A 21,062-nucleotide genomic window follows, 5' to 3' on the forward strand; every position below is an offset into this window, starting at 1 on the left:
TATAGTAACTATTATAGTAAAAATATGGCTAAAAAACAAGAAAAAAACACTAAAAAATCGAGAAAAAAGCTTAAATCATCAGATGAATTTTGACGATATTTTACTTTTTCTCGCATGTTTTAGCGTTTTTGAATTGATTTCTCCCTCTTAAAAGCTATATCAAACCCAATTTTATCTGATGATTTTTTATTAGTTTTCATCTGTTATAGGTAAGAACCATCTCAACTCAAGTTGATAGCTAGCAAAAGAGGTCTCTGTGTGCGCCTGCAACAAATCATAATGAAGCATCAAGCTCTGGCTATCCTGGTTTAATTGATAATGACTAGTATCTGTCAAAAATTGTTGAATGCCCATTGGAGTCGGTAAAGCAATCAAGACCTTCTTACCTGCAAAAAATTTCATGACGGACTGTGGTTTAGAAAAACGACTCATGGTCAGCTCTGTCTCATTATATTTGATGACAACCTTCTCCTTGTCAGCATTTTGATAAATGAGGTACTGATAGCCTGCTTTCTCTCGCCACTCGCAATCATGAATTTCTTGAATGATCTCTGTCTCATCTCCAAAACGAATATGATTGGTTAACTGTAATTTCATAGTTCCTCTTTCTACTCTTGTTTACCTATTCTATCAGTTTCTCCTTATTTTATCAATTTTTGATATAATAAAAGCATGAATGAAAAAGTATTTCGTGACCCTGTTCACAACTATATCCATATTAACCATCACCTTATTTATGACCTTGTTAACTCTAAAGAATTCCAACGCTTGCGACGCATTAAACAGGTGCCTACAACTGCCTTTACCTTTCATGGGGCAGAACATAGCCGCTTTTCTCACTGTCTAGGTGTTTACGAAATTGCCCGTCGGGTAACAGACATTTTTGAAGAGAAATACGCTGATATTTGGGATAAGGAGGAGAGCCTCGTTACCATGACTGCAGCTCTCCTCCATGACATTGGTCATGGAGCCTATTCTCATACCTTTGAGACTCTTTTCCATACCGATCATGAGGCCTTTACCCAAAAGATTATTACCAGTCCCGAGACAGAAATCAATGCCATTTTGGTGCGTCATGCTCCTGATTTTCCAGACAAGGTTGCCAGTGTGATTAACCACACCTACCCTAACAAGCAGGTCGTACAACTGATTTCCAGTCAGATTGACTGTGATCGCATGGATTACCTTTTAAGGGATTCTTATTTTTCTGCTGCCAATTATGGTCAGTTTGATTTGATGCGCATTCTACGCGTGATCCGACCTGTTGAAGGGGGAATTGTGTTTGACCGTAGCGGCATGCACGCTGTTGAGGATTATATCGTCAGCCGTTTCCAAATGTACATGCAGGTCTATTTTCACCCCGCAAGTCGTGCTGTTGAACTTATCTTGCAAAACCTTCTCAAGAGGGCTCAAAAATTGTACCCTGAGCAACCGGCTTATTTCCAAAAAACAGCTCCTGGGCTGATTCCTTTCTTTGAGAAGAAGTCCTCCTTGGCAGATTATCTGGCGCTAGATGATGGGGTAATGAATACTTACTTCCAAATATGGATGAGTAGTGAAGACCATATTTTATCAGACTTGGCCAGTCGTTTTATCAACCGAAAAATTCTCAAGTCAGTCACCTTTGACCAAGATTCCCAAGAAGATTTAGCCCGCTTGCGCCAGTTGGTCGAATCGGTTGGCTTTGACCCAGATTATTATACTGGTATCCATGTCAACTTTGACCTGCCTTATGATATTTATCGACCAGAGTTAGCAAATCCTCGAACCCAAATTGAAATGGTTCAAAAAGATGGGAGCCGCGCTGAATTATCCCAACTATCCCCCATTGTCAAAGCCTTAACAGGAACAACCTACGGAGACCGGCGCTTTTATTTTCCAAAGGAAATGTTAGAGCTCGACGACCTCTTTGCCCCCAGCAAGGAAGCATTTATCAGTTATATGTCCAATGGGCATTTTCATTTTAAACATTAAGGCCTTTTGGGATTGGAGAAAGTTCTCTTTCTCCAATCCTTTTGGTTCCGACAAAAAGATCTTGCTGGAACTAAAACGTTTTCCCTCGTTTTTCCTTAAGTTTCCTTTCCCATTCCATGACAAAAGCGCCTATTTTTAGTAAGATAAAAGGTAGAGCATTTTTATGATAAATAATAAGAACAAACAAGGAGAATGCCATGTCTATCAAACTGGTTGCTGTCGATATTGATGGCACATTAATCACCGACGATCGCCGAATTACAGATGATGTTTTTCAAGCTGTTCAAGAGGCTAAGGCTCAAGGTGTTCACGTGGTGATTGCTACTGGCCGACCTATTGCCGGGGTGATTTCATTACTCAAACAATTAGAACTCAACCACAAAGGAAACCACGTTATCACTTTTAATGGTGGTCTGGTCCAAGATGCCGAGACCGGCGAAGAAGTCGTTAAAGAATTGATGACCTATGAAGATTATCTGGACATAGAATTTTTAAGTCGAAAAATAGGAATTCACATGCACGCCATTACCAAAGAAGGCATCTACACTGCCAATCGTAATATCGGAAAATACACGGTCCATGAATCGACTTTGGTAAACATGCCTATTTTCTATCGCACTCCCGAAGAAATGGCCAATAAAGAAATCATCAAAATGATGATGATTGATGAGCCTGACCTTTTAGATGACGCTATCAAACACATTCCACAAGACTTTTTTGATAAATACACCATTGTTAAATCAACGCCTTTTTATTTAGAAGTCATGCCAAAAACCGTCAGCAAGGGCAATGCGATCAAACACTTGGCTAAAAAACTTGGCCTAGACATGTCACAAACCATGGCCATTGGAGATGCTGAAAATGATCGTGCCATGCTAGAAGTTGTTGCCAACCCTGTTGTCATGGAAAATGGGGTTCCTGAATTGAAAAAAATTGCCAAATACATCACCAAATCCAATAATGACAGTGGTGTGGCACATGCTATTCGCGAGTGGGTATTAAAGTAATGTATACATATAAAATCGGAATTTCCTCAGAAGCACATGATCAGTTTGTCTTAGCACAGCCACAGGCTGACTTACTTCAAAGTTCCAATTGGGGAAAGGTCAAAGATAACTGGGAACACGAGCGCATCGGCTTTTATGAAGATGGGATTCAAGTTGCTGCTGCTGCTTGTTTAATCAGAAAACTTCCTCTTGGTTTCACCATAATTTATATCCCGCGTGGGCCAATCATGGACTACGCCAATTTTGAACTCCTTGATTTCGTCGTTAAAACACTCAAAACTTTTGGAAAAAGCAAACGAGCGCTTTTTGTCAAAATTGATCCAAGTTTAGTGATCAAACAAACTTTAGGAGGAAAAAAGAGCGAAGAAAATGAGTTTACCCCCTCTATTATTACCTTTCTAAAAAAACTCGGTGTGGAATGGTCTGGCAGAACAAAAGAACTCGAGGACACTATTCAACCAAGAGTACAAGCCAACATTTACGCCAAAGATTTTGACTTTGATAGCCTGCCCAAAAAAGCCAAGCAATCTATTCGTACCGCTACCAATAAAGGGGTTAATATCACGATTGGCGGTACTGAATTGCTAGACGACTTTTCGACCTTAATGAAAAAAACTGAAGATCGAAAAGGCATTATCCTCCGTGGCAAATCCTATTACCAAAAATTACTAAACACTTATGCTAGTCACTCCTACATTACCATGGCTAATCTAGAGTTACCTGAGCAAAAGGAACTCTTGACCCAACAGTTGAACAAGGCCTTAGCAGAACGAGCACGATTGACTGATATGAGTAAACCTAGTAAGGTAGCGGAAAATCAAAGAACTATTGAACGACTGCAAAAAGACTTGACTACTTTAAGCGAGCAGCTGGCTCAAGGAAAAACTCGCATTCCACTTGCTGCCACTCTAACCTTGATTTATGGAGACACTTCCGAAAATCTTTATGCTGGAATGGACGATGACTACCGCAATTATCAAGCAGCTCTTTTAACTTGGTATGAAACAGCTACGGAAGCTTTTAAAAGAGGCTGCCGCTGGCATAATTTAGGAGGCGTGGAAAACCAGCTAGACGGCGGACTCTATCATTTCAAAGCTAGACTCAACCCAACCATCGAAGAATTTGCAGGTGAATTCAATATTCCTGTCGGTCTTGTTTCAACCTTAGCCATCTTGGCCTATAATCTAAGAAAAAAATTAAGGAGCACAACTAATGGCACTAATTGATATTTCACAAGAACAATTTGACCATTACTGCCACAGTCTACCCCATCATTCCTTTATTCAAACTCCAGAAATGGCAAAGTTATTAAGCAAAAGAGGAGCTAAAACACGCTTTATCGGACTCGAAAAAGAGGGTGATTTAAAAGTTGCCGCTATGATTTTTAGTCAAAAAGTCGCTGGAGGTTGGCGCATGGAACTCAATGCTGGTCCTAATACCAATTTCCCAGAATACTTAGAAGATTTTTACAGCCAACTCAAAAATTACGCTAAGGAACATCAGGTGATAGAGTGTATTGTCAAACCTTATGATATTTATCAAAGCTTTGACGCAACAGGAAAACCCACTAACCAAGCCAATTCTAAATTGATTGACCTCTTGACCAAGCTAGGCTATCAGCATGATGGTCTAAAAACAGGCTATCCCTATGGCGAACCTGTCTGGCATTACCTTAAATCTTTAGAGGGGATGAATAGTCAAGATGTTATCAAGACTTTTTCTAAAACCGGCAAATTACATACCAAACGTGCTGAAAAATTTGGTATCCAAATTAGCCAATTGTCACGCGATGAGTTAAAGGTTTTTAAGCACTTAACTGCTTCTACATCTGATCGTCAAGCCTTTGATGACAAATCATTGGATTATTACCAAGATTTCTACGATGCCTTTGGTGAAACAGCTGCCTTCATGGTTGCACGCCTTAATTTCAAGTCCTATTTGGAAAGTTTGCAACCAGAAAAAGATAAACTTGATGCACAGATTACCCGTCTCCAAGAAACTATTCAGACTAATCCTGATAACCTCAAAAAACAAAAAGAACTAGATGCCAAACAAGTTCAATACCAAAGCCTTGTTCAAAAATTAGCTAAGGCAGAAACTCTTTATCAGGAATACGGTGATCAAGCAGTCCCCTTAGCCTGCGCCCTTTTTATCTACACCCCTCAAGAGACGGTTTACCTTTTTGGAGGATCTGATGCTAAATTTAACGACTTCTATGGCCCCATGCTTCTTCAAAAACATGCCATGACGCACTCTATTGCCTTAGGAATACCTCTATACAACTTTCTAGGGATTACGGGGCATTTTGATGGCAGTGACGGTGTCCTTCGCTTTAAACAAAAATTTACTGGTTATATCAACCAACTTTATGGAACATTCAGATATTACCCAAATCCTCTCAAATACCGACTTATTCGCCTAACAAAGAAACTTTTAAAACGCTATTAACGACAGACAAACTGTACACATGAACAAGAACCTAACGTTAAAAGCTGACTCAAGCCTCCTAAGACAACGTAAAAAAGGGACCAGATATAAGGAAGTCTGATCCCTTTCAGTTTTAGATGAAATCTAAAAATCCCCATAACAATTGCTTAACCCCAATCTCTTTTGAACCCACAATGCTCACTAACTTGCTACCAATTGCTCCCCAGGCATTCCAAGGCGTTTTCACAATCAGAGGTTTTACCTAACATAAAAAAGAAAAGGCGATTTGCCTTTTCTTTTTTATGTTAGGTTTGCTTAGTTAAGGAAATCAAGCAAAGCAAGGAAGCTATCAGCTTCTAATGACGCACCACCAACAAGGGCACCGTCAACATCTGGACAAGCCATGTATTCCTTAATATTGTCAGGTTTTACAGAACCACCATATTGAACGCGAACTTTATCAGCAACTTCTTGACCAAAGTCTGCTGCAACCACGTCACGAACAGCTTTACACATTTTTTGAGCATCATCTTGAGTAGCTGATTTACCAGTACCGATTGCCCAGATTGGTTCATAAGCCAAAACAAGTGAAGCCACTTGGTCAGCAGTAAGACCTGCAAGTGCTGCAGAAACTTGAGCACCAACAAATTCAACAGCCTTACCAGCTTCATAAGTTTCAAGAGACTCACCGCAACAAACAATTGGAGTTAAGCCGTTAGCAAAGATTGCCTTAGCTTTTTTGTTGATGTCTTCGTCTGTTTCATGGAAGTAATCACGACGTTCTGAGTGACCAATCACAACATAGTCAGTTCCCATTTCAGCAAGCACTTTTGGAGATGTTTCACCAGTGAATGCCCCTGCATTTTCAAAGTAGCAGTTTTGTGCAGCAACTTTAAGGACCGAATCTTTAGCAGCTTCGATAGTTGTTACCAAATCCACAGCTGGTGCTGCTACGGCAACATCAACAAAGTCATTTGAAGGTAATTTGCTTGCTACAGCCCCCACAAAAGCTTTTGCTTCTTGAGGGTTTTTGTTCATTTTCCAGTTACCGGCAATAATTGGTTTACGTGACATTTCACATACCTCTTCTTTTTTATTTATATCTTCTATTCTAGCATATTTTACCGGCTAATAAAAGAAAATGACTATATTTTCACAAAGAAAGCTAGCTTTTCTGAAAGTCTTTCAAAGTTAATTTTTCTTTTTCTCTCATTGGCAAGCACTTCTCTTCTTTATTTCTAAAAAGGGGAACTGTCGTATTCTTGCATCGGGATTTCTCTTTTCAGTTGCCCCCAAACATTTTTATGATTACGATAACCAATCATTCCCCCCACCTTAACGATAGTTAAGACAGGGTGTAAGACAAGGTATCGAAATATCGCTATATAGATAACCTTGATAATATCCACCACCCCAATCATCAACTTTTGCGAATAAATGCGGTGAAAAAAAAGACGTCAAAGTGATTAAAACGCAGTAAAAAATATAAAGGGAAATCAAAGAAAAGTCCTTTAACTGGTCAATTGATTGCTCATAACTGGTTATATTCCGGTCTAAAGGAAGCAAATAGTTTTTTGAATCAGGATGCTTTAGCTGATAAACATAGCCCCACTTGTTATTATTACGCGTGATAGCTGGTCTCAAAAAAGAAACGGTATCATCAATATAAGTACTAAGGTATTCTGTTGCCAAAACACCCTGACTCAACTTCCGGTACCTTTGAATGACCAAATCAATAAATTGCCTATCCTTAACCAACATTGAAAACCAAGGAACGTCCGTCAAGGTAAAATCAGCTTCATCTACCCTTCCCTCAATTTGATTATCAAAGGCATTATTAAAGTCCCAGACCACTAGTTTCACTTTGCCACGCAGGTCTTTGTATAAATATGTTGAAAACTTCCCAGCATCCACATTCCGAAAGAATTCATTAATAATGAAATAGTCTGCGAAGGATTGACGGTCCACGTATTTAGGGTACTGGTTGAAATCATAGGAATAAAGTGTTTTTTCGATCCGACTGATGTCCCTAGCGATAAAGTCAAGCTGTCCTAATGTCAATCGTTTTTTACTAGGGTATTTAACATCTAAGGCTGAAACCCCAGCTTGGTGAGTATAATAGAGGTAATTATCCAGTTTTTGTTTCGCTTTACGCTCCCTATCCCAGGTCACAATGTAGGGAGTCTTGTTAACCTTTTTGTCGCTTTCCTCAATATTAACCCGCTTTTTCCCCTGTTCAATGCTCTCGACAATCAGATAAAGCCCCTGATAGCTCTTATTAACTATCAATTCACAATAACGAACGTTTGGAGCATAATCCATAATCTCCCCAGCAATATTATAACTAAGGTAATTTCGTACCAGACTTCTGTCCAAGAAAGGCCCATGTAAGACCCATTCAGATTCTTCAGACATACCAGCAATCCCATATTCTTTTTTATCTAAAGTCTTTGTCACAAATTTAATTTTGAGAGACTTTTTGAGAAGAGTTTCCCCGATAGGACACCAAAGCTTTGGTTATCACCCTAGGCGTTTCTCTCATATCATGTGACCGGTCAAGTTGATCACGAAGTTCCACTGATGCTGCAACATTATCTTGCTCCTTAATGTATTCCCCTTCTTCCTTCATCACCAAAGGAATCGTTTGGTGGTTGGTATCAATCGCCACGATAGGCAAATGGCTCCTCAAATCTTTTCCTGTCTCTCTAGGAGGTTGAACAGATACTTGATGGTGATGAACCCTCTTATGATGATGTTTAGGTAGTCCCACCGCTAAAATAATGAATAAGAAAAGACCCATAAGAGTCATTACATAAATAACGTTACCTCTCATAAGCCTACCCATTGATCTCATCACTTTGACTGATAATATTGAAATAATCAACATTCCCCAATTGGTCAACTTTTGCCATTAGCTGATTGTCTTCTTGGTATTGTTTATCATAATCTTTTTTGGATATCTCAAAAATCATTTCAATGGAATCAGCTGTTGCATTTTTCACTCGTTGAATTGCCCTGCCTGCAAAATATTGGAAAAAGACACCTTCCACTGCCACTTCAAGTGATCTGTCACAACGTACAATTAACAAAAGACGATTCTCATTTCTGACCCTGCCCATAATCCATAATAAGATGAAAATGACACCACTACCTAAAGAAGCAACCACATAATCGCCAACACCACAACAGATACCAACAACAATAGTCCAAAAAATATAAGCAGTATCTCTCGAATCCTTGATAGCTGTTCTAAAACGAACAACTGACAAGGCACCGACCATCCCCAAGGATAGGGCAACATTATTTCCGATGACCGTCATTACCGTTGCCATTAAAACAGTCAAAGTCATTAAAGAAACATTGAACTTTTTACTATAAGCCGTCCCGCTATGTGTATAAGCATAGGAAATGTAGATGGCCCCACTCAATAAAGCTGCCACCAGAATGTGTAATACCATATCTTGGAAACTTAAATTGCCATTTTGTTCCAAAATATTTCTCAATAAATGTTTCATTTTAATCGTTCCTCTCTCTTAAACGATAAATAATAAACTTGTCAGTATTTTAAAAACGGTAATGTTTACTGATGGCTCTCCCCATGCAGTATTTACTGGCGGACAATTCACTTCCATTGACAGAAGTTAATAGCTCTTTGATATAGGACAATAGAAAACCATTATACTTCACTTCTAAAATGACTAAACAAGGATTTAAAAGGTAGTATTGGTTTAAATTTTCTGAAAAAATATCGTAGCAAGATTCCGTCCCAATGATATGATGATCAAAGGTAATCCGAATATTGTTTTCCTTGGCTACAAAAGCTTTTCGTTGGTACTCAATAACTGTCTTAGGCTGGTAAAGATGCATGCTCATCCGAGCATAACATTCTGCCGCAAAATCGTCTGGATAAGCTAACAAAACTGAGTTATTTCCCCTAATTAACTCTTGGGCATCTGCTTTTGTTAAACGCAAAGACCTCTTCTTCTGGTTAGCCCCTTGTTTTTGTTTCATCTCTAGTTTAGCAAATGAACTATGACTGCCATAATTGCGCAAGCGGATCTTACGACGTAGCTCAACACCATCCTCTTTTTCCTGCCAGTCCACATCTTCCAAGGAATCAAAATATAAAGAACGAATAGTATAACCATCCCCAGAACTGTGGGAATCCAAGTTCATCAGCTGTGAAAACCGTTTAGACAAGCGTAATAATCCTCAATGGTAATTAAATACTTTTTTCCTGTCTTAAGACTTCATTCATATCTCTTCCCTCTAATGACTTACTAATGGTTTCCTTTCCGTTAGTGAAATATTAAACATAATGATTGTAACAGAATTCATCAAATGTGTCGATGTATGATAGTAACAATACAAAAAAGCGTAATCATCTAATAACAAAGCTCATCAAACTACCTCAAAGCCTTGAAAATACTAGGTTTGATTACCTAAATAGTAAAGCAAAACACCTTAATTAAAAGAATATAATGGAGAACCGAACCTGCCAAAAATGACTTTCGTTATCTTTTAATAATAAGAAAATCATCTGATTAATTAACCTTTTCACAGATTCATTCGCTACAAAAAACACGGTCTCTCTTAAACACAAAAAAAGAGTTCCTCGCAAGGAACTCTTACAATTTAAGCTGTCCGACTTTAATTGTTATTCTGGGAACTTAATTAAAATTAAGCTTCGATTTCTGAAACGATACCTGAACCAACAGTACGTCCACCTTCACGAATTGAGAAAGTAGTACCTTGTTCTACGGCGATTGGGTGAATCAACTCAACGTTGATTGTCACGTTATCACCAGGCATAACCATTTCTATACCTGCTGGAAGTTCAATTGAACCTGTTACGTCAGTTGTACGGAAGTAGAATTGTGGACGGTAGTTGTTGAAGAATGGAGTGTGACGTCCACCTTCATCTTTAGAAAGGATATATACTTCACCTTTGAATTTAGTATGTGGGTTGATTGAACCTGGTTTAGCAATAACTTGACCACGTTCGATTTCGTCACGTTGAACACCACGAAGAAGGATACCTACGTTGTCTCCTGCAAGACCTTCGTCAAGTTGTTTACGGAACATTTCAACACCAGTAACAACAGCTTTTTTAGTTTCTTCCTTGATACCAACAATTTCGATTTCGTCGTTGACACGAACAGTACCACGATCGATACGTCCTGAAGCAACTGTACCACGACCTGTGATTGAGAATACGTCTTCGACTGGAAGAAGCAATGGTTTGTCAGTGTCGCGTTCTGGTTCTGGAATGTATGAATCAACAGTGTCCATCAATTCCATGATGATGTCTTCAAATTTAGTGTCGCCTTCAAGAGCTTTAAGGGCTGAACCTTGGATAACTGGAAGGTCATCGCCTGGGAAATCGTATTCTGAAAGAAGGTCACGGATTTCCATCTCAACCAATTCAAGCAATTCTTCATCGTCAACAAGGTCGATTTTGTTCATGAACACGATAAGGTGTTTAACACCAACCTGACGTGAAAGAAGGATGTGCTCACGAGTTTGTGGCATTGGTCCATCTGTTGAAGCAACTACAAGGATAGCTCCGTCCATTTGAGCGGCACCAGTGATCATGTTTTTAACATAGTCCGCGTGTCCTGGAGCGTCGATGTGCGCATAGTGACGAGTTGCAGTTTCATACTCAACGTGTGCAGTGTTGATAGTGATTCCGCGTTCGCGTTCTTCTGGAGCAGCATCGATAGAAGCATAGTCTTTTGGTTGGTTAACTGATGAAGGCAAGCGACGTGCCAATACAGTTGTGATTGCAGCTGTTAAAGTAGTTTTACCATGGTCAACGTGTCCAATTGTACCAATGTTAACGTGGGGTTTACTACGATCGTATTTTTCTTTTGCCATTTTGGGAAAAGCCTCCAATAAAATATATTTTATAGATAGACGGTAGGCAATACAGTCTAACTTTACCTTACTATTGTAGCAAATTATAGGGAAAATGCAAGTATTTTATGCCTTTTGCCCTTTTCTTTATTTTTCCAATTGATGGTAGGGTTGTATTTGAATGGATTGCCCAATATTTGACGCATAAACCCAATCGGCATTTTGCAGTTGCGCAAAATTTTCTGCTCGTCCTGTTAGGATAACGCCGTCAAATTTAGCTGTTTTGGGATCCTTGTTTTGTCTTAGATACTCTTTTAACATAGCTTTAGAAGAATAAACTTCCCCATGTTCAGACGTCACTGTTTGCCAATCACTCTCCTTCATTTTGAGGTATTGTTCCAGTCTATTTTGAAAGACAGTGTAACTATTTTCCATCCCTTCGACAGGAGAAACGGCACTTTTGGGGTCATATTTTTGATAAATGGGGTTCAGATCTGGGTGCCTTTTGCTTTTATAGGCCTTATCAATCTCAGCCTCCATCTTTTTTTGTTGCTCTGCTGACAACCCCAAATCAAAATAGGGGGTAAAGCCAAATTGGCTTTCCAAATAATCAAACTGAATCCCGCTCCAAATCCAATTGAGTTTTAAATTTTTAGGAATGAACTGTTCGATTTCCTTTAATGTATAGCCTTTATCAAAAGTAACTGCTACTTCTATAGCTTGTCCTGACATCTGATGGAGAAGAGGAATATCCTGAGTAGGTTTTATCGCTCCAAGTTGGACTTTTTTTCCCTTGTTGAAAAATACTGGGACTTTGTAATGAGATGCTCTTGTGTACATCGAATGGCCATTATCTCCAGACATCAGCGAGTTATTGTTTGCTGATGATTTCTGACTTAAAATAAGGGAGTAATAATGCTCATATTTCTCAAAAGGAACAGATATGCCATCAATATCTTTAAAGCGGTGAGAGACAAAATGACCTGTAAATTGAGAAGTGGCATCATAGCCCCAACTACTATAACTGATATTGGGATAGGCTATTTCAGAAATGATGGCATAATACTGTTGAATTTTTTGGCCGTTCTTGCTAGTCAGTCTATTAAGTCCTACAAAGCTTAACATGATAAGTAATAAGCTTAGCATGACACTAATAGCCACCATTTTAAAAATACTTCGACGTTTATTTTGCTTGGCAAGTTTTTCAAAATCAGTTGAAGTCATCATAAGTATATCCTGCTTTCTTCAATTTTTCTTTTAATAAGGCGCGTCCTCGCATCAAGTTAACTTTGACACTACTGAGGGACTTGTGCAAAATGCTTGCGATTTCTTTTACCGACATGTCATCAAAATAATAAAGCGACAAAACAATGCGGTATTTTTCTGGTAAGCCAGTAATAGTCTCATAGAGAGGGGTATAGTTAGGCTGATCAAATTCGATAACTTTTTCTTGATGGAAAAAATCCCGTTTGAGTATCTGCAGATAGGTTTTATCACGTCTATAAACGTCAATATATTTTCTAACGGCAGCGCGATACATCCAAGCTCTCATTTTTTCAGGCGGGAGCACAATGTCGCTTTCTAACATTTTTAAGAACACATCTTGACTAATATCACGCGCCAACTGGTCAGGGACACCTGATGCCATTAAATAGGCAATAATGTCCTTTGAATAGGTTATTAATTCCTTTTCATAAGCTTCTAACTTGATGGGAGTCACCTCCTTCCTTACCTATATAACGTATCATCCTTTATTTTGGTTACAAAAAAATTCCAGAACGTAGACAAACTCCATTTTTAGAAAGTGTCAACGAAAATGATTTAATGTTCATGCTGTCAACTAACTCCTGAAACGCTTATGTTATCCTGCTTCAGGAGTTTTTCTTTTGTAGAAGAGCAAAAAAGATTGAAGAAACATTGTCTTAAACGGACGTTTTCTCCAATCTGGATTTTTTATTGAAACTGATTGATGTTAATGACATTACTGCTTTCTTTCCGTGCTTCTTTGCGATAGGTTAGCTCTGCTTCTTTTAAAATATCTTCACGTCTTTCATTGGCGTCAATGTTAAGCACAAAACCAACGGCAACTGATAAAACCAGCAGGCTATTTCCTCCTTGCGAGAGGAAGGGGAAGGTTACTCCGGTTGAAGGAATTAGACCAGAAATCCCACCAATATTAACAAATACCTGCATCAGCATCATGCCACCAACTCCTAGTGCCATCATGGCATTAAAGGGATTTTTAGCCTTAATCCCCACATTCATAATACGCAAGATAAGGAAAAAGACAAGTGCTAAAATAAGCCCTGCACCTATCAGACCTAATTCTTCAATGACAACTGAAAAGACAAAGTCAGTCTGTGCCTCGGGCAAATAGCCCCGCTTTTCAATGGAGTTTCCAAGTCCTCGGCCAAACCAACCACCATTACTCATAGCATAGTAAGAATTGGCTAATTGGTGACCTGAATCGGTCAAGTCATTGAAAGGATTGAAAAAGGCGCTGAAACGTTTGGCAACATAGCCAAAAACCGGAATTTTTGCGACCCTTTCTACCCCAATCACAGCAATTGTTCCTAGAAAGAGGGTTGATAGACTGGTGATTAAGACTAAGATAGCTGAAAACCATCGGTAACCAATACCGCTGATGGAAAACATAATAATGGCTGTCAATACGATAATGGAAGCATTTCCCAAGTCAGGCTGAGCAGCGACCAAAAGAATCATAGAAAGCGAATAGACACGCCAATCTCTCAAGTCTCCCCATTCTGTTGGCCACCACTTGCGACGGGTCAAGGCTTGATAATCATACTTACTGACTTTTTCTTGCATCTTGGCAAAGGTTAGAGCCAGATACCAGACCATAATGATTTTTAAGTACTCGGCAGGTTGAAAACTGATCGGTCCAATCACAATCCAGCCATGAGCTCCCTTGATAGCCGTTGTAAAAAAGCGTGCAATAATCAAGAGGACCATTTCAACAAGCATAACCAGTGTCAATACCTTGGTATTGGTTAAAAAGTTTAATTTCAGCTTATAAATAAAGGTAATGGCAATCAGACTGAGAGCCCAAAAGGCCCCTTGGTTAATAACTGATTTAAACGGATTGGCATGTGCTTGAATCAAGCTGACACTTGTTGTGGAATAAACCATAATCAAACCAATTACTGATAAAATTAAATAAGGCAATAAAATGGAATAATTTAAGAGGTGCCTTTTATCAATCTTCATAATTTCCCCTATATTTCTTGAGATAATCATTTAGCATTATATCATCTTTCAACCGCAAACAAAAGAGAAAGTCAATCTTCCACAAAAAGAAGCTTTCCTGTTAGCCCGACAAAGGATTAGGCCCAAACAAGGAAAAACTTCTCTTTAATTGATTGATTTCGTTTATCAATCTTGGTAATGGTTAACTTGTTTTTAGTCAGTCATTTGGAACATTAGCCTGAATTGCGTAAGCCAGTTGCAATACCATTGATTGTCGTGTGAATTAATTTTTCATCTTCTTCCCTTAACTGATGGTTACGAAGGCGCTTAATCAATTCAATCTGAATATAATTTAAGACATTAAAGTAAGGCAGGCGGAAGGTCAAACTTTGTTTCAAAGAAGGATTATCCTCTAACAACTCCTCATGCCCTTCGATAGCAAGAATGACATTTTTGGTCAACTGCCATTCGTCTAAAATCACATGGAAGACATCTCTAACATCTTGGCTAGTTGCTAGCTGTGCATATTGGAAAGCGATGTTCATATTTGATTTTGATAGAACCATATCCACATTCGATAATAAGGAATGGAAAAATGGCCAAGTCTGATACATCTGTTGGAGGCGTTCAAGGTTACCTTCTGCTTGGTCAATATAACGCTTAAAGGCAGAACCTACCCCATACCAACCTGGGAACATAATACGATTTTGTGACCATGAAAAGACCCAAGGAATGGCACGCAAGCCTGCAATTTCCGTAATCGTTCTACGGGCTGCTGGTCTTGATCCAATGTTAAGACTGGAAATTTCCTTGATCGGACTGGCTTCAAAGAAATAATCATAGAAATGAGGATTGTCAAAAACCAATTCTCGATAAATGGTGTTGCTATCAGCAACAATGCCATCCATAATTTCTCTAAAGCTATCAATGTCATCGGGATTGGTCAACATGTGAGTCACCATACGATTGATAGAAGCTGAAATCAGCATTTCCAAATGGTAATAAGCGACATCTTTATTGCCGTATTTATTTTCAATAATTTCTCCTTGCTCCGTCAGACGAATCCGATCTTTGATGGAACCAAAAGGTTGTGAGGTAATGGCGTCATAAGAAGGGCCACCTCCTCGACCAACTGTTCCTCCACGACCATGGAAGAAGGTGATTTTCACCCCATATTCCTCACCAATAGCTGTCAATTCATTCTGAGCTTTGTAAAGAGTCCAACATGATGCCAAGTAGCCACCATCTTTATTACTATCAGAATAGCCCAACATGATTTCTTGGTAATTACCATTCGTTGCAATCCACGATTTGACAATGTCATGGCTTAAATAGGCTGTCATAATGTCACGCGCATTATCTAGATCCTCGATGGTTTCAAAGAGGGGAACAATTTGCACACGAGCCTGTTGCTGGTCAACTAATCCCACTTCTTTAAGCATGATGGCCAACTCAAACATATCAGAGACACTTTCTGTATGTGAGATAATATGTTGCTTAATAACCTCTTCTCCAAGCCTATCTTTCAGCTCTCTTGCCGCAGTATAAATAGCCAGTTCTTTTTCTAATAGGTCTGATTTAGCAACTGCTGCTGAAGATAAAGTCCTTGGCTCCTCCATTAATTGTTGTAAGAGGACATCACATTTTTCAGTTTCTGAAAGGGAGCTATAATCGTCAACAATATTGGCGCCTTTTAACAACTCTGCCACACAAGCTTCTTGAACACTGGAATCTTGTCTCATGTCAATACTTGCTAAGAAGAAACCAAAAATATCAACAGCTTGTATGACTTCTCGCAAATCCCCCTCAATCAAAGCGGAGTTGCCATTATCAAATAGCGACTGCTCAATAACCTTTAGATCAGCTTTAAAATCAACAGGAGAACCATAGGCTAAGATAGGATTTTCTACACTAGCTGGTGAGGACCAAGCAGATGTGTTTGGCTCCACATTACTGCTCATAAGAACTGCTGCTGGCTGATTACTTAATTGCATTTGCGTTTGCTTAAGACGCGATTGAATGTAATGAAAGGCTCTGCGATAAGGTTCATTTTCACGGTAAATCGATTGATCTTGAGACAAACTGGCTAAACGTTCCACTTCCGAGTTTGGTTGTACCAAGGTTGACGACAAGGAAAATGTTCGGTAAAGGGCTGCTATTTTGTCAATATAGTAATTAAAGATAACCTCACTTTGAACCGTAGCAGACAAGCGCAAGGTTTCAGCTGTGACAAAGGGGTTGCCATCACGGTCCCCACCAATCCACATCCCCATGGTAATGGGTTTGGGATTGTCTAACTCTAGACCGTGTTTTTGGGCTAAGTTTTTGTACTCTGTTGTCAACTTAGTCACAGCCTGAATGAGGGAACCATTGTAATATTGCATCACATTGGTAATCTCATTTTTGACCTTGAGTTTTTTCTCACGAATAATATCTGTCTGCATAATGATTTCAATGTAACGATAGAGTTCATTATGCCACTTCTCCTGATTAACCACACCAGCTTTAACGTCACGGTATTTCCGAAGGAGATCATGAATATGGTTTGTCAATTCAAGGATGGTTTTTCGTTGGACTTGCGTCGGGTGGGCTGTTAATACAGGAACCACATTAACCTGCTCCAAAATGTCTTTACCATTATCTTTTTCAGCAAGATCCTCAATGGTTAAGGCTAACTTCCCTAAATAATCCGTATTAGTATTATTCTGGTAATTGATTTCGTAGGCCAAATCAACATCTTCTGAAATATTAATTAACAAAGGCAAGATTGAAAAGTATCTTGAAATCACATCCATCTCTTGATTAGAAATATTAGCAATAATCGTTTCCAAGCCCGCATAATCTTGTTGTTCAGATAAATTAACAATGGTTTCGATAGTCTTAAAGGCTTCGTCCCCAATCATTCGACACGTGATTTTCTTCAACATTTCTTTTAAGATGGCAACCTCTTCAGCGATAATAGTTGAATGGCTGCTACTCTCTAACTTTTTAAGTGACAAACTACTGATTCCTCCTCTGCTAGTTGCTTCTTTTATCATATCATTTTTTACTAAAAATAAAAGCACTCGTGATAGCAATGTTTGTTTTTCAGTAGAAGTAAGCGTTTTATTTTAAAAAATGTATGGAACAACTTTTCTGACACCTCTGGTCTAAATTCTGTTATACTAAACTTAGATTATAATTTAAGGAGACATCTATGGAATTGAAAAAACGTTCAGAATTTCCTGAAAATGAACTTTGGGATTTGACAGCCCTTTACAAAGATCGCCAAGATTTTCTACTCGCTATTGAGAAAGCCTTGCAAGACATCGACCTGTTCAAGCGCAATTATGAAGGTCGCTTGACATCGGTGGACGATTTCACTCAGGCCTTGATGGTAATTGAGCACATTTACATTCAAATGAGTCATATCAGCACCTATGCTTTCATGCCACAGACTACCGATTTTTCAAGCGAAGCCTTTGCTCAAATCGCTCAGGCTGGTGATGATTTCATGACCAAGGCTAATATTTCCCTCAGCTTTTTTGACACTGCCTTAGCCAATGCTGATTTAGAGGTTCTTGATGCCTTAGAAAAGAATCCTTATTTTAGCGCAGCTATTCGCATGGCAAAAATTCAAAAAGAACACCTCTTAAGTCCTGATGTGGAAAAAGCTTTGGCTAACTTACGCGAGGTTATCAATGCTCCTTACGACATTTATACCAAAATGCGGGCTGGTGACTTTGACATGGAGGATTTTGAAGTAGATGGGAAAACCTATAAAAATAGCTTTGTTTCTTACGAAAACTTCTATCAGAATCACGAAAATACTGAGATTCGTGAAAAAGCCTTCCGCTCTTTTTCAAAAGGTCTTCGCAAACATCAAAATACAGCTGCAGCAGCTTACTTAGCTAAGGTCAAATCGGAAAAACTTTTAGCAGACATGAAAGGCTATGCTTCTGTCTTTGATTATCTCCTTGCAGAACAAGAAGTAGACCGTAGCCTATTTGACCGTCAGATTGATTTGATTATGACTGAGTTTGGACCAGTTGCTCAAAAATTCTTAAAACACGTGGCAGACGTCAATGGTCTTGAAAAAATGACCTTTGCTGACTGGAAACTAGATATTGATAATGAACTCAATCCAGAAGTCAGCATCGATGGTGCCTATGACCTCGTGATGAAGTCTCTAGCCCCGTTAGGGCAAGAATATACCCAAGAAATCCAACGTTACCAAACTGAGCGCTGGGTTGACTTTGCTGCTAATGCCAATAAAGATTCTGGGGGCTATGCTGCTGATCCCTACAAGGTTCATCCTTACGTCTTAATGAGCTGGACTGGCAGAATGTCTGATGTCTATACCCTTATTCACGAAATCGGTCACTCTGGTCAATTCATTTTTTCAGATAATCACCAAAGCTACTTCAACACTCACATGTCAACTTATTATGTCGAAGCGCCATCAACCTTTAATGAATTAATGTTAAGTGATTATTTGGAACATCAATTTGATGACCCTCGTCAAAAACGCTTTGCTCTTGCTCATCGCCTAACAGATACCTACTTCCATAATTTCATTACTCATTTATTAGAAGCAGCTTTCCAACGTAAGGTTTACACCCTTATTGAAGAAGGTGGCACTTTCGGAGCTGAACAATTAAATGCCATGATGAAAGAGGTTCTAACAGAATTTTGGGGAGATGCCATTGAGATTGACGATGATGCAGCCCTTACTTGGATGCGTCAGGCACATTATTACATGGGCTTATACAGTTATACTTACTCTGCAGGACTTGTTATTTCAACAGCTGGTTACCTCAACCTTAAAAACAATCCAAATGGGGCAAAAGAATGGCTTGATTTCCTAAAATCAGGTGGAAGCCGTACGCCGCTTGATACTGCGATGCTCATTGGAGCTGATATTGCCACTGAAAAACCTCTTCGTGATACCATTCAATTCTTAAGCGATACGGTTGACCAAATTATTAACTACACTGAGGACATGTCCCATGCCTAATCTCTATGATTTTACGGTTAAAGCCCAAAACGGGAATGACCTTTCCTTAGCTGCTTATAAAGAAAAGGTGGTTTTGATTGTTAATACGGCTACCAAGTGTGGATTAACCCCACAATACCAATCCTTGCAGGCATTATATGACACTTATCGTGACAAAGGATTTGAGATCCTAGACTTTCCCTGCAATCAGTTTTTAAATCAAGCTCCTGGAGATGCTGAAGATATTAATCACTTTTGCAGCCTGACTTATCACACCACTTTTCCTCGCTTTGCTAAAATCAAAGTGAATGGTAAAGAAACTGACCCTTTGTTTGCCTGGTTAAAAGAGGAAAAAAGTGGACCTCTTGGCAGACGCATTGAGTGGAATTTTGCTAAATTTCTTATTGACCAAAATGGACAGGTGATTAAGCGCTACTCCTCAAAAACTAACCCTAAGCTAATTGAAAAAGACCTTAAAATACTTCTTGATTAATCTAAAAATAGATCAGATTGAAGACAAAGTCCATTTAAGACAATTTTTCTTCAATCTTTTTTTGCTCTTCTAAAAACAAAAAACTCCTGAAACACGTAATATAAGCGTTTCAAGAGTTAGTTGACAGCATGAACATTACATCATTGTCATTGACACCTTCTAAAAATAAACTTTGTCTACGTTCTGAGATTTGGGAATTTCAAATCTATCTTTGTATCTGATGGTCACTAGTTCAGAACGTCTTGATAGAATTCAATCTTATCGCCATCTTTGACAGTGATTTGATTAGCTCCTTTTTCTGCCATTTTACCATTGACCTTAAACAGCCAATATTTATTAGCTTTAGTATCTTGCTCAATGCCATCAATAGCTGTGATAAAGCCAGCTTTTTCCTTGACCTCATAATCATCTTTGAGCACCTCAAGCACTGTATCTCCTTTGTCAAAAGAAACTTTTTCGTCAATGGTATTGGTATCTTCTTTGACAATTAAACGAACCTGATGGTCTGCTTTTTGAACCTTTGACAAAGGGGCTTGGTCTCCTCCTTGTGAACAGGCCACTAATAGCAGAACAACAAGCGCTAGAAATCCTGTTTTAAATCCTTTGTTCACCGACTAACCTCCTAAATAATATCATAATAACTGGGAAAAAGAGCAGAGTTGATAGGGCATGCGCTATATTAAAAGGCATGCCTACTAAGACATAACTCCACCAAGGCATACTATATACGTAAGCAAAACAAGTGTCTATCAATACCCCATAAAGAAGTCCACATGAGGCGGCCAAGAGACTCTGACAGGCAAGCTGATATTTGGAGAGTTGTTGAGACAAGGGGAAAAAGACAAATCGCCATAGCAAGAGAACAAGTCCAAAGCAAGTGATTTGCCAAAAGACCCACGGTCCAAAGCCCAGCAAAAAGGCTGATAAAAATAGACACAACATCATGACTAATATAGCTTCTGCTAACCCAAAGTAAAGGAGATACCCTAAAAAAATAGCCGTCACAGGCTGCACATTGGGTAGGCTGCTAAAAGCCATTCTCAACACAAAACATAGGGCTGACATGATAGCAACGCGACTCATAAGCTTAGTTGACATAGACCTCTTCCTCTTTTTTCTCTAT

At 39.0% G+C, this 21,062-nt stretch carries 17 protein-coding genes and 1 pseudogene; 6 read left to right on the top strand and 12 right to left on the bottom strand.

The annotated features are described in order from the left end of the window. Positions 1-189: 189 nt before the first annotated feature. Positions 190-597 (bottom strand): DUF1934 domain-containing protein, encoded by a 408-nt coding sequence (locus EL097_RS09965; protein WP_003047642.1) that lies wholly within the window; start codon positions 595-597, stop codon positions 190-192. 75 nt (positions 598-672) lie between these two features. On the opposite strand from EL097_RS09965, the gene EL097_RS09970 reads away from it, so the two are divergent. The 4 genes from EL097_RS09970 to EL097_RS09985 all read left to right on the top strand — a co-directional run bounded on the left by EL097_RS09970 (position 673) and on the right by EL097_RS09985 (position 5,429). Beyond that, positions 673-1,974, top strand: a complete 1,302-nt coding sequence (locus EL097_RS09970; protein ID WP_003047640.1) for an HD domain-containing protein — start codon at positions 673-675, stop codon at positions 1,972-1,974. 197 nt (positions 1,975-2,171) lie between these two features. Next, positions 2,172-2,981 (top strand): sugar-phosphatase, encoded by an 810-nt coding sequence (yidA, locus tag EL097_RS09975; RefSeq protein ID WP_003047634.1) that lies wholly within the window; start codon positions 2,172-2,174, stop codon positions 2,979-2,981. Further along, the gene (locus EL097_RS09980; RefSeq protein ID WP_003047633.1) at positions 2,981-4,207 is read left to right on the top strand and encodes an aminoacyltransferase; all 1,227 of its coding nucleotides are present in this window, start codon (positions 2,981-2,983) and stop codon (positions 4,205-4,207) included. The genes yidA and EL097_RS09980 overlap by 1 nt, the downstream gene beginning before the upstream one ends. Further along, on the top strand, positions 4,194-5,429 hold the full coding sequence (locus tag EL097_RS09985; RefSeq protein WP_003047631.1) for an aminoacyltransferase: 1,236 nt from the start codon (positions 4,194-4,196) through the stop codon (positions 5,427-5,429). The genes EL097_RS09980 and EL097_RS09985 overlap by 14 nt, the downstream gene beginning before the upstream one ends. A gap of 294 nt (positions 5,430-5,723) precedes the next feature. On the opposite strand, the gene tpiA is transcribed toward EL097_RS09985, so the two are convergent. The 9 genes and pseudogenes from tpiA to ppc all read right to left on the bottom strand — a co-directional run bounded on the left by tpiA (position 5,724) and on the right by ppc (position 17,470). Further along, positions 5,724-6,482, bottom strand: coding sequence for a triose-phosphate isomerase (tpiA, locus tag EL097_RS09990; protein ID WP_003047627.1), 759 nt, complete (start codon positions 6,480-6,482; stop codon positions 5,724-5,726). A 164-nt stretch (positions 6,483-6,646) separates the two neighbouring features. Next, positions 6,647-8,253: pseudogene (locus EL097_RS09995) on the bottom strand (CotH kinase family protein). Next, positions 8,246-8,923 carry a DUF4956 domain-containing protein gene (locus EL097_RS10005; RefSeq protein ID WP_003047621.1) on the bottom strand — a complete coding sequence of 226 codons (678 nt, stop codon included), beginning with the start codon at positions 8,921-8,923 and terminating at the stop codon, positions 8,246-8,248. Before EL097_RS10005 ends, EL097_RS09995 begins: the two are co-directional and overlap by 8 nt. Positions 8,924-8,972: 49 nt before the next feature. Next, the gene (locus tag EL097_RS10010) at positions 8,973-9,584 is read right to left on the bottom strand and encodes a polyphosphate polymerase domain-containing protein (protein ID WP_039994799.1); all 612 of its coding nucleotides are present in this window, start codon (positions 9,582-9,584) and stop codon (positions 8,973-8,975) included. Between the two features lie 504 nt (positions 9,585-10,088). After that, positions 10,089-11,285 carry an elongation factor Tu gene (gene tuf / locus EL097_RS10015; protein ID WP_129545031.1) on the bottom strand — a complete coding sequence of 399 codons (1,197 nt, stop codon included), beginning with the start codon at positions 11,283-11,285 and terminating at the stop codon, positions 10,089-10,091. A gap of 126 nt (positions 11,286-11,411) precedes the next feature. Further along, the gene (locus EL097_RS10020; RefSeq protein ID WP_003047611.1) at positions 11,412-12,491 is read right to left on the bottom strand and encodes an anti sigma factor C-terminal domain-containing protein; all 1,080 of its coding nucleotides are present in this window, start codon (positions 12,489-12,491) and stop codon (positions 11,412-11,414) included. Further along, entirely contained in the window at positions 12,475-12,984 is a 510-nt protein-coding gene (locus tag EL097_RS10025) for an RNA polymerase sigma factor (RefSeq protein ID WP_003047607.1), read from the bottom strand. The genes EL097_RS10020 and EL097_RS10025 overlap by 17 nt, the downstream gene beginning before the upstream one ends. A gap of 233 nt (positions 12,985-13,217) precedes the next feature. After that, the gene (ftsW, locus tag EL097_RS10030) at positions 13,218-14,492 is read right to left on the bottom strand and encodes a cell division peptidoglycan polymerase FtsW (RefSeq protein ID WP_003047604.1); all 1,275 of its coding nucleotides are present in this window, start codon (positions 14,490-14,492) and stop codon (positions 13,218-13,220) included. A 212-nt stretch (positions 14,493-14,704) separates the two neighbouring features. Beyond that, positions 14,705-17,470: a phosphoenolpyruvate carboxylase gene (gene ppc / locus EL097_RS10035; RefSeq protein WP_003047601.1), complete on the bottom strand. Its 2,766-nt coding sequence runs from the start codon at positions 17,468-17,470 to the stop codon at positions 14,705-14,707. Positions 17,471-17,667: 197 nt separating this feature from the next. Between ppc and pepF the strand changes: the two genes are divergently transcribed. Further along, complete coding sequence (gene pepF / locus EL097_RS10040) at positions 17,668-19,467, top strand: oligoendopeptidase F (RefSeq protein ID WP_003047598.1); 1,800 nt, start codon at positions 17,668-17,670, stop codon at positions 19,465-19,467. Beyond that, positions 19,460-19,939 carry a glutathione peroxidase gene (locus EL097_RS10045; protein ID WP_099983176.1) on the top strand — a complete coding sequence of 160 codons (480 nt, stop codon included), beginning with the start codon at positions 19,460-19,462 and terminating at the stop codon, positions 19,937-19,939. Before pepF ends, EL097_RS10045 begins: the two co-directional genes overlap by 8 nt. Positions 19,940-20,166: 227 nt before the next feature. On the opposite strand, the gene EL097_RS10050 is transcribed toward EL097_RS10045, so the two are convergent. Together EL097_RS10050 and EL097_RS10055 are read right to left on the bottom strand one after the other, a co-directional pair. Further along, positions 20,167-20,550, bottom strand: a complete 384-nt coding sequence (locus tag EL097_RS10050; protein ID WP_129545032.1) for a DUF4430 domain-containing protein — start codon at positions 20,548-20,550, stop codon at positions 20,167-20,169. Then, positions 20,534-21,037: an ECF transporter S component gene (locus tag EL097_RS10055; protein WP_003047404.1), complete on the bottom strand. Its 504-nt coding sequence runs from the start codon at positions 21,035-21,037 to the stop codon at positions 20,534-20,536. The genes EL097_RS10050 and EL097_RS10055 overlap by 17 nt, the downstream gene beginning before the upstream one ends. Positions 21,038-21,062: the final 25 nt, after the last annotated feature.

The sequence above is a fragment of the Streptococcus canis genome, from assembly GCF_900636575.1.
Lineage (GTDB): Bacteria > Bacillota > Bacilli > Lactobacillales > Streptococcaceae > Streptococcus > Streptococcus canis.